Source organism: Streptomyces sp. FH025 (assembly GCF_017427025.1).
In the GTDB taxonomy this organism is placed as follows: Bacteria; Actinomycetota; Actinomycetes; order Streptomycetales; family Streptomycetaceae; genus Kitasatospora.
In genome coordinates this window covers 1-11,770 of sequence record NZ_JAFLNG010000187.1, presented here as the reverse complement: position 1 = coordinate 11,770, position 11,770 = coordinate 1, and the positions used below count along the sequence as shown (strand labels likewise).

General features: G+C 69.9%; 11 protein-coding genes. 4 read left to right on the top strand and 7 right to left on the bottom strand.

Annotated elements, in window-relative coordinates; all coding sequences use genetic code 11:
- Positions 1–162 precede the first annotated feature (162 nt).
- The 3 genes from J0670_RS15775 to J0670_RS15765 all read right to left on the bottom strand — a co-directional run bounded on the left by J0670_RS15775 (position 163) and on the right by J0670_RS15765 (position 2,700).
- Complete coding sequence (locus J0670_RS15775) at positions 163–1,359, bottom strand: HAMP domain-containing sensor histidine kinase (protein ID WP_207812201.1); 1,197 nt, start codon at positions 1,357–1,359, stop codon at positions 163–165.
- On the bottom strand, positions 1,353–2,009 hold the full coding sequence (locus J0670_RS15770; protein WP_207812200.1) for a response regulator transcription factor: 657 nt from the start codon (positions 2,007–2,009) through the stop codon (positions 1,353–1,355). The genes J0670_RS15775 and J0670_RS15770 overlap by 7 nt, the downstream gene beginning before the upstream one ends.
- Positions 2,010–2,364: 355 nt before the next feature.
- Positions 2,365–2,700: a DUF4124 domain-containing protein gene (locus J0670_RS15765; protein WP_207812199.1), complete on the bottom strand. Its 336-nt coding sequence runs from the start codon at positions 2,698–2,700 to the stop codon at positions 2,365–2,367.
- Positions 2,701–3,316: 616 nt separating this feature from the next.
- Between J0670_RS15765 and J0670_RS15760 the strand changes: the two genes are divergently transcribed.
- The 4 genes from J0670_RS15760 to J0670_RS15745 all read left to right on the top strand — a co-directional run bounded on the left by J0670_RS15760 (position 3,317) and on the right by J0670_RS15745 (position 6,399).
- Entirely contained in the window at positions 3,317–3,874 is a 558-nt protein-coding gene (locus J0670_RS15760; RefSeq protein WP_207812198.1) for a TetR/AcrR family transcriptional regulator, read from the top strand.
- Entirely contained in the window at positions 3,871–4,764 is an 894-nt protein-coding gene (locus J0670_RS15755) for an aldo/keto reductase (protein WP_207812197.1), read from the top strand. The genes J0670_RS15760 and J0670_RS15755 overlap by 4 nt, the downstream gene beginning before the upstream one ends.
- A 25-nt stretch (positions 4,765–4,789) precedes the next feature.
- On the top strand, positions 4,790–5,809 hold the full coding sequence (locus J0670_RS15750) for an NADPH:quinone reductase (protein WP_207812196.1): 1,020 nt from the start codon (positions 4,790–4,792) through the stop codon (positions 5,807–5,809).
- 236 nt (positions 5,810–6,045) lie between these two features.
- Positions 6,046–6,399: a VOC family protein gene (locus J0670_RS15745; protein ID WP_207812195.1), complete on the top strand. Its 354-nt coding sequence runs from the start codon at positions 6,046–6,048 to the stop codon at positions 6,397–6,399.
- Positions 6,400–6,446: 47 nt separating this feature from the next.
- On the opposite strand, the gene J0670_RS15740 is transcribed toward J0670_RS15745, so the two are convergent.
- The 4 genes from J0670_RS15740 to J0670_RS39915 form a co-directional block, all read right to left on the bottom strand.
- Positions 6,447–7,709 (bottom strand): arginine deiminase, encoded by a 1,263-nt coding sequence (locus J0670_RS15740; RefSeq protein ID WP_207812194.1) that lies wholly within the window; start codon positions 7,707–7,709, stop codon positions 6,447–6,449.
- A gap of 68 nt (positions 7,710–7,777) precedes the next feature.
- On the bottom strand, positions 7,778–9,178 hold the full coding sequence (locus J0670_RS15735; RefSeq protein ID WP_279383018.1) for a basic amino acid/polyamine antiporter: 1,401 nt from the start codon (positions 9,176–9,178) through the stop codon (positions 7,778–7,780).
- Between the two features lie 58 nt (positions 9,179–9,236).
- Positions 9,237–10,751 (bottom strand): Na+/H+ antiporter NhaC, encoded by a 1,515-nt coding sequence (gene nhaC / locus J0670_RS15730; protein WP_207812192.1) that lies wholly within the window; start codon positions 10,749–10,751, stop codon positions 9,237–9,239.
- A gap of 632 nt (positions 10,752–11,383) precedes the next feature.
- Positions 11,384–11,515: a hypothetical protein gene (locus J0670_RS39915; RefSeq protein WP_279383017.1), complete on the bottom strand. Its 132-nt coding sequence runs from the start codon at positions 11,513–11,515 to the stop codon at positions 11,384–11,386.
- Positions 11,516–11,770: the final 255 nt, after the last annotated feature.

Sequence of the window (11,770 nt, the reverse complement as noted above, 5' to 3'; positions counted from 1 at the left end):
GAGCGCTGGCAGACCGCTGGCAGCGCTCTGCCGGAAGGCGCGCCAGCGCCGCCACGGCCCGCCCGGCTCGCGCGGGACCGGGTCGGCGGCGTGCACGGGTGCGGGGGTTGGGCGGCAGGGGTTCGGGCTTCGGGGTCCCGCAGGACCCGCGCATCTGATCGGCTATGCGACGGCGGCGACGACAGTGGCAGCGTCGTCCCGACAGGGCAGCCGGATGTGGGCGGTGAGGCCGCCGTCGGGGTCGGCCCGCACGGTGAAGGTGGCGTGGTGGGCGGTGGCGATGGCCCGGACGATGGACAGGCCCAGGCCGGATCCGCCGGCCGGAGTGCTCAGCCGGGGGCGGGGGCCGCGGCGGAAGGGTTCGAGGAGCTCGGCGACGGTCGCGTCGTCCAGTCGCGGTCCGGTGTTGTGGATCCGGAGCCCTTCCTCGTCGACGTGGATGTGGACGGTGCCACCGGGGTGGTTGTGGGTGACGGCGTTGCTGATCAGGTTGCGGGCCAGGTGGGCGAGCAGGACCGGGTCGCCGTGGGTGGTGGCGGGTCGCTGGGTGAGGTGGACGGTGACCTGTGCGGTGCGCGCGGCGTCGGCGGCGGCGTCGGTCTCGCGGGTGACGAGTGCGGTCCAGTCGACGCTTTCGCGGGTCTCCGGGCCGTGTTGGCCCTGGGCGAGCAGGAGCAGGGCGTCGATGAGTCTCTCGCTGCGGCGGTTGGCGTCGAGCAGGTCGTCGCGGATCCGGTCGAGCTCGCCGGGTTCGGGGTCGTGGAGTGCGACCTGGATCAGGCTGCGCTGGACCGCGAGCGGGGTGCGCAGTTCGTGGGAGGCGTTGGCGATGAAGCGGCTCTGGGCGTCAAAGGAGGTCTGCAGCCGGTCCAGCAGGGCGTTGAAGGTGTCGGCGAGGGCGGTGATCTCGTCGTGGGGGGTGGTGGTCTCCAGGCGCTGGTAGAGGTTGGCCGCGCTGATGCGGCGGACGGTGGTGGTCATCCGGTGCAGCGGGCGCAGCAGGCGGACGGAAGTCCACCAGCCGACCAGGGCGGCCAGGGCGGCGGCCACGGTCAGGGCCGCGAGGGACCACAGGAGCTGCTGCTGGGCCGCGGCGTCGGCGACCTGCCGGCTGACCGTGGTGGCGGTGGTCCCGTCGGGGCTGAACACCGTGGTGCCCGGTACGGGGTGGCCGGTGGCGGGTTGGGCCGGAGCCATGGCGGCGGGATGGTCGGCTGCGTGCGCGATCCGGTCGGCGAGTGCGTCGGTGCCGTGCCGGGTGAGCAGGTAGACGGCGGTCAGCAGGAGGGCGCCGAGGCCGAGGAAGACGGTCCCGAAGACGACGGCGATGCGGGTGCGGACGGTGCGGTGCCTCAGCACAGTGCGTAGCCCGTGCCGGGGAGAGTGCGGATCGGGTCGGGGGCGCCGAGTTTGCTCCGGAGTTTGCTCATGGTGACGCGGATGGCGCCGGTGAACGGATCCGCGTGCGCGTCCCAGACCCGTTCCAGCAGCTCCTCCGCGCTGACCACGCCGCCGTCGGCCTCCATCAGTACGCGCAGCACCCCGAACTCCTTCGCCGTGAGGGACAGGGTGCGCCCGTCGCGTTCGGCGCGGTGGCGGGCGGTGTCCAGGGTGATGCCGGCGCGCTTCAGACGTGGCGGCGTGGCGGGGGAGGCCCGGCGGGCCAGGGCCTGGACGCGGGCGACGAGTTCGGGGAACTCGAACGGCTTGCACAGGTAGTCGTCCGCCCCCAGGCCCAGACCGCGGACCCGGTCCTGCAGCGTTCCGGCGGCCGTGAGCATCAGGATCCTGGTGCGTGCGCCGGAGGCGGCCAGCGAGCGGCACAGTGTGTCACCGTGCACGCCCGGAAGGTCACGGTCCAGGACGAGGACGTCGTAGTCGGTCAGCTCCGTCAGGTCGCGCGCCGCATTCCCGTCGAGCACCACGTCCACCGCCATGCCCTCGCGACGCAGGCCCCTGCCCAGCATCCTCGCCAGGACCGGCTCGTCCTCGGCCACCAGTACCCGCATTTCGCGACCCTCCGTCCGTCTCTCGCCGTCCGTTTCTCGCCGGGCCCGTCACCGGCCCGCTTCCGGGCCGGGACAGATCCCTGCGCCCACACGGCCCGCCCGGACCGCCGACTCGGGAGCGTCGACCGGGTCCCGTGCCGACTGAAGCGCCCGATTCGGCGGTCCGGGCGCGCGAGCGGCCCGAGTCGGCGGCGTGCCGTGGTGTCGTGGCTCTCGGTCAGCCCTCACCGCGGTGTGTCGTGGGGCGGCGCCACCGTCCCGTCCGGGAGGGGGCGCCGCCCCGGACATCAGTGCGTCGTCAACGGGCCTGTGGCCGTGGATCCGGACTCCGACGACCGCAGGAGCCGGAGTTCCCCTACTTCTGCGCCGGCTGGGCGGGGACGCGGTCCTTGCCCGCCGAGGGGTCGGTGTCGCTGAAGGTCAGGCGGCCGTCCTTGCTCACGGTAGCGTACTGGCCCGCCTCGGCGGAGGGCTGCGCGGGGGCGCGGTCCTTGCCCTCGGAGGGGTCGGTGTCGCTGAAGGTGGTGCGGCCGTCCTTGTCCACGGTCGAGTACTGGCCCGCCCCACCGGACGGCTGGCTGCCGCCGTCCGGGCTCTGGGCGGCGGCGACTCCGCACACCGCGAGCGCGGTGAGCGCGCCGCCGCTCAGGACGAGGGTGGTCTTGCGGCGAAGGTTCCAGCTGAGGTTCATGATGTCCGTCCTTCCGTAGACGCCCCTTGTGGCCGTCTGCGGTACCCAGCTGACCAGTCACGGTGTTTCGGCGGTGTCTCTCCGTTCTTTAGGTGACCGTTACCCGGGCCGCCGCACCGTCGTCGGGCACGCCGAGGTCGGAATCCGTCGGTCCGTCAGCGTCCCGGTTCGCCGGCGGAGGCGCGGACCTTGGACAGGGAGCGCTTCTGGCGGCGGTCGGTGTCGAAGTTGTCGGGCGAGAGTCACTGCCGCAGCGCGGCGCCGACCTGCAGCCACTCGGTGTCGACGACGGAGAACCAGGCGGTGTCGCGGCTGCGGCCCTTGTAGATCACGGCGTGGCGGAAGATCCCCTCGAAGGTGAAGCCCAGCCGCAGGGCCGCCGTGCGCGAGGGCTCGTTGAGGCTCCGGTAGAACGGGTGACCTTCCCAGCTGGACGAGGCGTTCCTCGTCCAGTTCGTGCAGCGCTGCTCTGACTGATCTCACGTCCTAGACGCCTGGGCCGGGCCACAGGTCTCCTCAACGTGATCTCCGCCACATCTGCCGCGCGGAAAAAAGAATAGTGGTTCTGTATGGTGAGCCCACAAGCAGAACCGCGATTCTTTTTGCAGGAGGTGTGGTGCCCCGACTCACCGACGCACGCAAGGAACTCCGGCGCGCCCAGATCACCGAGGCCGCCGTACGCTGCTTCAGCCGCAACGGCCTGGAGCGGACCTCGATCGCCGACATCACGGCCGAGTCCGGCCTGTCGACGGGCTCGATCTACGCCCACTACCGCAACAAGGCCGAGCTGGTTCAAGCCTCCGCTCACGCGGTGCTCGCCAAGCGCGCGGAGGCCCTCGGCGAGTACGCCGAGAGCGAGACCCCGCCCGACCCCGACGAACTGCTCGCCCGCCTGATCGCCGGCATCGACCCGGTCGAAGCCCGGGTCGGCGTGCAGACCTGGGGCGAGGCGACCAACAACCCGGCCATCCACGGCATCGTCGTCGACACGATCGACCGGATGCGCGCGATGGTGCACGACAGCGTCACCGCCTGGCTGGTCAAGGTCGAACACCTCGAGTCGGCCGAGGCTCAGGAGCGCGCCACCCCGATCGCCCACCGGGTGCAGAGCCTCTACCTGGCCCAACTGCTGCATACCGCCCTGCAGTCACCGGCCGAGGAGACCGCGCCATGACCACCCTGACCACTCCGTTCGCCGGCCGCACCGTTTTCCGGATCGGCTACGGCGCCCTGCAACTCGAACGCCTGCACCACAGCCGCGGCGAGGCCGTCGCCCTGCTGCGCCGCGCGGTCGAGCTGGGCGTCGACCACGTGGACACCGCCCAGTTCTACGGCTTCGGGTTCGCGAACCAGGTCATCCGCGAGGCGCTGCGCCCCGAGGACGGCGTCCTGGTCGTCACGAAGGTGGGGGCCGACCCCGACCCGGGCGGGCCTCTGCCACTGCGCCTCGCGCAGCGCCCCGAACAGCTTCGCGCCAGCGTCGAGGACAACCTGCGCAGCCTCGGCGTCGACCGGCTCGCGGTGGTCAACCTCCGCCGGCTCGACTCCGGCCCCGGCCTGCGCCCCGACGGCGACCAGGTGGTCGACCTCGACGACCAGCTCGAAGTGATGACCGCCCTGCGCGACGAGGGCAAGATCGGCGCGATCGGTCTGAGCGGCGTCACCCTCGACGGCCTTCGCCGCGCCCTGCCGGCGGGCATCGCCTGCGTGCAGAACGCGTACAGCCTCGTCTCGCGCGACGACGAGGACATGCTGCGGCTGTGCGCGGCCGAGGGCATCGCCTGGGTGCCGTTCTTCCCCCTCGGCGGATCCTTCCCGGGCCTGCCCAAGGCGACCGACGAGCCGGCGGTGCACGCCGTGGCCGAATCCCTGGGCGTCACACCCTCCCAGGTCGGCCTCGCCTGGCTACTGCATCGCGCCCCCAACGTGCTGCTCATCCCCGGTACCGCCGACCCCGCCCACCTGGAGGCCAACACGGCCGCCGGCGGGATCACTCTCGACGCCGCCACCCTGGCCGCCCTCGACGCCATTGAGTCCCGCTCCGCCGAAGTCCCCATCGGCTGACCAGCCCCCCGACCAGGACGGAATCATGAAAGCCATCGTCTACCGCGACAACGGCGGCCCCGACGTTCTTCGGCTCGTCGACCGCGACCTGCCCGTGCCCGGCCCCGGCGAGGTTCGCGTCCGGGTAGCCGTGTCCGGGATCAACCCGACCGACTGGCAGGCCCGCTCCGGCTCTGCCCATACCAAGCAGTTCACCGAGGTCACCCCGCACCTGGACGGCGCCGGCGTGATCGACGCCGTCGGCGCGGGAGTCGACCGGAGCCGGGTCGGCCAGCGGGTCTGGCTGTTCATGGCTGCCGCCGGGCGGCCCACCGGCACCGCCGCCGAGTTCACCGTCGTACCGGCCGAGCGGGCCGTGCCGCTGCCCGACGAGGCAGGCTTCGACGTCGGCGCCGCACTCGGGGTCCCCGCGCTGACCGCGCACCGCGCGCTCACCGTCGCCGAGGACGGCCCGCGCCGCCTGCGGCCGGGGGCGCTGGACGGCGCGGTCGTGCTCGCCGCGGGCGGGGCCGGCGCGGTCGGGCACGCCGTGATCCAGCTCGCCCGCTGGGCCGGCGCGACCGTGATCAGCACGGTCAGCGGACCGGAGAAGGCCCGACTGGCCACCGCCGCCGGCGCCCACCACGTGGTCAACTATCGAAAGGGGGATCCGGCCGCCGAGATCCGCAGGATCGTCCCGGACGGCGTCGACATCGTCGCCGAAGTGGCGCTCGGCGCGAACATCGCACTGGACCTGGCCGTGCTGCGAGCGCGCGGCACGATCGCTACCTACGCCAACGACGGCGGCAAGCCGGTCGAACTGGACGTGCGGCACAACATGGTGCTCAACACGCGCCTCCAGTTCCTGGTGCTCTACACGGCCGGTCCGCAGGCGCGCGCCGCAGCCGCCGAGGACGTCGCCGCCGCAGTCCGCGACGGCGCCCTGCCGGTCGGTGAGGAACACGGCCTGCCACTGACCCGCTTTCCGCTCCACCGCACCGCCGACGCGCACCGCGCAGTGGAGAGCGGCACAGTAGGCAAGGTCCTGGTGGACATCACGTCCTGACGCCACAGTGCGCCCCACCTCGCCGTGACGGCAGATCCCGCCCCCCGACGGCGCTGTCGGCCGGCGGCGGCCTCAGCAGCGTGAACTGCGTCCAGGAGCGCAGTCTGTTGCTCGGTCAGCTCCCCTTCGGTGCGGACCTTCGCCTGCCCGCGCAGCCACGCACCGGGCCGGACCGGCGGTCGACGGCAGTCACCCCCAGCCCTGGCAGCCAGCCGACCCTGTTTATGATCACGCCCATGGCACTCGAATGGGAACAGATCATCGTCGACTCCTCCGACCCCATCGCCCTCGGGCGCTGGTGGGCCGAGGCTCTGGGCTGGGTCGTGGTGGACGAATCCGAGGAGATCATCGAGATCCGGCCTGAGCCGGACCAGATGCCGGGGCTGCTCTTCGTGCCTGTCCCCGAGGGCAAGACGTCGAAGAACCGGCTCCACCCCGACTTCCGCCCCGACGATCAGGAGGCCGAGGTCGCCCGGTTGCTCTCCCTCGGTGCCCGGCCCGCCGACACCGTGCAGGACGAGCAGCACTGGGTGACCCTCCTCGACCCGGAGGGCAACGAATTCTGTGTCCTGGGTGAGCGGAAGAGCTGAGCGGGGCCGGGCAGCGTGGTCGGCGGCGCGGTGTGGGTCCGCGGGGGTCAGAAGGCGACGGGGTCGCGGACGATGGGGCAGGTCATGCAGTGGCCCCCGCCCCGTCCGCGACCCAGCTCCGCGCCGACGATGGTGATCACCTCGACGCCGGCCTTGCGCAGTAGCGTGTTGGTCTGGGTGTTGCGGTCATAGGTGAAGACCACCCCCGGCTCCAGGGCGACCGCGTTGTTGCCGCTGTCCCACTGCTGGCGCTCGGAAGCGTAGACATCCCCGCCGGTCTCGATCACACGCAGTCCGGGCAGGCCCAGAGCCTCGGCCACCACGTCGGTGAAGGCGCGCGAGCCCTCGTCGGTGACCTCGACCCCGGGCGCCTTGTCGCTGGGGCGCAGGGAGAAGGTGTGCACCGAGTTCATGATGGTCGGGTAGAGGGTGACGATGTCGCGGTCCGCGAAGGTGAAGACGGTGTCCAGATGCATCGCGGCGCGAAGTTTGGGCATGCCGGCGACCACCACGTGCTCGGCCGCCCCTTGGGCGAAGAGCGCGGCGGCGACCTGGGTGATGGCCTGCCGGGAGGTGCGTTCGCTCATGCCCATCAGAACCACTCCCTCTCCTACCGGCATGATGTCGCCGCCTTCGAAGGTGGCCTGCCCCCAGTCCTGCTCCGGGTCCCCCCACCACACCGTGGAGCCGGCGAAGTCCGGGTGGAAGGTGTAGATCGCCTTCATCAGCAGGGTCTCGTCGTGCCGCGCGGGCCAGTACAGCGGGTTGAGGGTGAGACCGCCGTACAGCCAGCAGGTGGTGTCCCGGGTGTACAGGGTGTTGGGCAGCGGAGGCATGAGGTATTCGCGCACCCCGGTGGACTCCCGGGCCAGCGCGACATAGCCGGGCCGCAGCTCTTCGGGCAGGTCGGCGGTAGCCAGTCCGCCGATCAGAAACTCGGCCAGCGCGGAGGGTTCGAGCGACTCCAGGAAGGTGCGGGTGGGATCGACCAGGCCGAGGCCGACCTCGTTCGGCACGATCTTGCGGTCGAGCAGCCAGTCCCTGGCTTCGCCGTTCGCCATGGCCTCGGCGAGCAGGTCATGCAGCTCGACCACTTCGACGCCGCGGGTACGCAGCTTGTTGACGAAATCGGCGTGGTCGCGCTGGGCGTTCTCCACCCACAGCACATCGTCGAAGAGCAGGTCGTCGGCGTTGCTCGGGGTGAGCCTGCGGTGGGCCAGCCCGGGACGGCAGACCAGCACCTTGCGGAGCCGGCCCACCTCCGAGTGCACACCGTGGCTCGGAGAGGTCGGAACGCTCGGGTTTGTCATGGTGCTTCCCTTTCCATGTTGATGGTCTAGAAGGGCTGGGTGACGACAGGTGGCGTGCTCAGGGCCGGTCAGATGCTGATCCAGCCCAGCGACAGGGCGATGACACCCATGACCGCGCCAGCTACCGCGACCGCGAGGATCACCAGCTCGCGTCCGGAGAACAAGCGACGCCCCTGCTCCCGACGGGCCATCACGAACAGGACGGTGGCCGGGGCGTAGATGATGAAGGACACGAGGACGTACTTCAGACCCGCCGAGTAGATCAGGAACGCGGTGTAGAGAGTGGCCAGCGCCGCGACGGCCAGCTCCCGCACCCGGATACCGCCGCGCACCGCCTCGGAGCCCGGGGCCCAGGCGATGCGGACCGCGTAGGCCGCCGCGAGCAAGAACGGGATCAGGGTGAGCGCGCTGGTCAGCTCAAGGGCAAAGTTGAAGGCGTCGTCGGAGAAGAGGGTGACGATCAGCACCAGCTGGGACAGCAGCGTCGTCATCAACAGCGCCGGCACCGGGACGTCCGCCTTCGTGGCGCGGCGCAGAAAACGCGGCATGTCGTCGTCCTTGGCCGCCACGAAGAGCACCTCGGCCGCCATCAGCGTCCAGGCCAGATAGGCGCCCAGCACGGAGACGATCAGCCCGACACTGACGAAGACCTTGCCCCAGGTGCCCACGGCGCTCTCCAGAACCCCGGCCATGGACGGCTGCCGCAGCTCGGAGATCTGAGCCATCGGCAGCAGGCCGTAGGAAACGATGGTCACCGAGGCGAAGACGGCGAAGACACTGAGGAAGCCCAGCACGGTCGCCCTGCCGACGTCCTCACGCCGTTTGGCGTGTCGGGAGTAGACACTGGCCCCCTCCACGCCGAGAAAGGTGAAGACCGTGACCAGCATCGTGCCCCGCACCTGGTGGAAGAGTGAGCCGGCGTAGTCGGCCCCGGCGAAGTTCTCCGCGAAGACGTGCGGCTTGAGGTAGGACAGCGCCAGGACGACGAAGACCAGGATCGGCACCACCTTTGCTACGGTGACGATCCGGTTGATCGCCGCGGCCTCCTTGACGCCCCGCCGGATCAGCAGGAAGAAGGCCCACAGCCCCACGGTCGACAGCGCCGTCGCCAACAGGGTGTTGCCCTCCCCCAGCGCGGGCCAGATCGCGCCGATGGTCGACATGATCAGCACCCAGTAGGTCACATTGCCCACACAGGCGCTGGCCCAGTAGCCGACGGCGGCGAAGAAGCCGAGATACTCGCCGAATCCGGCCTTGGCGTACGCGTACACCCCGGAGTCCAGAGCGGGCCTGCGGACCGCCAAGGTCTGGAAGACGAAGGCGAGCATCAGCATCCCGGTGCCGGCGATCGCCCAGGCGACCAGCGCCCCGGCCACCCCGGTCTCCTGGGCGAAACGACTGGGCAGCGAGAAGACCCCGGCGCCCACCATCGAGCCGACGACCATCGCGGTCATCGTTGTCATCGTCAACTTCGCCGCGGGTTGCGCTCCTTCGGCTGCGGCGGGGGCCGCGTCAGTTGTGCTCACGTCATCCTTCCTCAGTACTGCTCCGGCCCGGGTCGGGCGCGGTGGTCTTTTCAATGCGGAAGCCCGTGATTCCGTAGAGCACGCTGAGGGCAGGGCTCGCCCAGTTGAAGATGGCGAAGGGCGCGTAGGACAGGGTGGCCACGCCGAGGACGGCGCCCATGAACGCCCCGCAGGAGTTCCAGGGCACCAGGGCGGAGGTGACCGTGCCGCTGTCAGCGGCCAGGCGGGACAGGTTGGTGGGCGCGAGTCCGCGCCGGGCGAACTCGAGGCGGAAGACACGGGCCGGCAGTACGAGGGCGATGTACTGGTCACCGGCCACGACATTGAGTCCGAAGGCACAGGCGAACACGGTCAGGTACAGCCGTCCCCGGCTCTTGGCCGCGCGGATCAGCGGGTGCACCAGCCGTTTGATCAGGCCGAACTCCTCCAGCAGGGCGCCGAACGTGACAGCCCCGATGATCAGCCAGATGGTGGGCAGCATGCTGTCCATGCCGCCGCGGGACAGCAGCCGGTCGATGTCCCCGATCCCCGAGTGGATGGAGAAGCCGTTGGCCATGGCCCGCCAGATGCCCTTGATCGAGCCCAGGAACGGGTTGTGCGACGAGCCCCCGACGAAGTCCTTCATGACTGAGGGCTGGAGAAAGGCTCCCAGAATCCCGGCGAACAGCGTGGAGGCTGTCAGCGCCAGAGGGGCCGGCGCCTTACGGATCGACAAGAAGCCCAGCAGCAACAGCGGCAGCAGATTCAGCGGTGTGATGTGGTAGATGTGCCCGAGACCGCTGAGCTCAATATCCTTGCCCACCGGGTTGTGCACCTCAGGCCCCCGCATCAGGCCGAGCACGAGGAAAGCGACGAAGGCGGCGACGAACGCCGGAATCGATGTCCACGCCTGGCGTTTGACATGGCGATAGAGGTCGACCCCGACCAACTGCGCGGTCAGTACCGTGGTCTCGGACAGCGGCGAGAGCTTGTCCCCCAGGTAGGCGCCGGAGATGACCGCGCCCGCAGTGATCGCGGGCGAGACGCCGAGCATCGTCGCGACGCCGACCAGGCCGACGCCGACGGTCCCGGCCGTGGTCCACGAACTGCCGATACTGAGCGCGATCACTCCGCAGATCAGCGCGGTGGCAGCGTAGTACCAGCTCGGCGACAGGATCTGGATGCCGTAGTACACCAGGGTGGGAATGGTCCCCGATAGGTTCCACACCCCGATCAGCGCACCGACAGCGAGCAGGATGAACAACGCACCGGTGATCGAGGTCAACGCCCCCTGCGCGGCGCGCTCAACCCCATGCCAGTCGTGCCGGTTCTTCATGGCGATCAACGCCGCCGCCATGACACACAGCACCAGGGCGACCTGGACCGGACCGTCCAGGGCATCCAGTCCGAACAGCGCCAGCGAACCGGCGATCAGTACGGCGAGCAGGACCAGCGGGGCAATCGCATCCACCAGCGACGGCTCACGAGGGGAAGCCTGCTCAGGCTCCTTGTCCTCTGCACCCGGAGTCTCACTCATGGTGCGCCCACCAGGACCTACCTCCTACGCCGCCCGCACGGTGGCGCTAAAAGCTAGCAGTGAAATGTGCTTTATCGTGCGCATCTACCTTTTTGACGTGTTGACCTGAAGGCCGAGCAGCCCCGAACATCCCCAGTCCGCGTGGGCAGTCACGGAGGCCTCGGCGAAGAGCTCGGGGACAAGGCTCCGTGCAGCGGCAGGAACTCATTCGCGACCATGGCACGATCGATACGGATCCTCGTCCATTGCAGATGGTTTTCTGCACGCCACGCCGGAGCGCTGCGCGCGGGCAACTGCCTGACGACAGATCTGATGAAAGCTTGTAAATATCTTCTATCGCTTTCCGGGCCATGACGTGGTGTTCAGCGCCCGCACGGGAACGTAGGACATCTCCCGGACCCGGGCAGTCTGGGCGGTAGACCTGCCCTGGGCGAGGATCTCCTGAGTGCCGGAGCTGGAAGCGCGCACCCCTGTCCAGGGACAGTGGGATATCCCCGGTGTGTGAGGTCCCAGGTAATCTTGGACAGATTGGCGCCAGGACATCGTTGACGGTCCCAGGGAATTCTGAGCCGTAGGACTTGCTTACTCTTCACGGCCGGGCCGCGGTCGAGCTTCGATGCGCCTGACCGAGCTCAGTGCCCGTCGGCTCGCTGCTCGGGCAGGGGGCGGAAGCGGGAGATCGGACCGGTGGCCTTGCGGGGGTGAACGGACAGCTCGACGTCTCCGTCGAGGATGCGGAACACGGTGGCTCGCCCCGCGCTCACGCCTTGAACTGGTCCACCTGGCGACGCGAACGCCAGGCCATTGCCCGCCGCTGCCACTACCAACGCCGACTGCACACGATCGAGGGGCGGTCCCATGAAGACCGCCCCTGATCGACCAGCCCACTACACTCCACCGCGCAGCCCTCTGAACAGGCAAAACGTCGAAGTCCTGCTGGAGTACTAGGCCCTGGTGCGTGGTGGTTTCCGTCCTGCTGGAGTTTCCGTCGCGGGTTGCGGTGGCGGCCCGCACAACCA

Bases quoted from the DNA above. Each gene is read 5' to 3' on its own strand.
- J0670_RS15770 (WP_207812200.1), bottom strand. From the start codon at position 2,009: ATGCGGGTACTGGTGGCCGAGGACGAGCCGGTCCTGGCGAGGATGCTG.
- J0670_RS15765 (WP_207812199.1), bottom strand. From the start codon at position 2,700: ATGAACCTCAGCTGGAACCTTCGCCGCAAGACCACCCTCGTCCTGAGC.
- J0670_RS15755 (WP_207812197.1), top strand. From the start codon at position 3,871: ATGACCACCCTGACCACTCCGTTCGCCGGCCGCACCGTTTTCCGGATC.
- J0670_RS15750 (WP_207812196.1), top strand. From the start codon at position 4,790: ATGAAAGCCATCGTCTACCGCGACAACGGCGGCCCCGACGTTCTTCGG.
- J0670_RS15745 (WP_207812195.1), top strand. From the start codon at position 6,046: ATGGCACTCGAATGGGAACAGATCATCGTCGACTCCTCCGACCCCATC.
- J0670_RS15740 (WP_207812194.1), bottom strand. From the start codon at position 7,709: ATGACAAACCCGAGCGTTCCGACCTCTCCGAGCCACGGTGTGCACTCG.
- nhaC (WP_207812192.1), bottom strand. From the start codon at position 10,751: ATGAGTGAGACTCCGGGTGCAGAGGACAAGGAGCCTGAGCAGGCTTCC.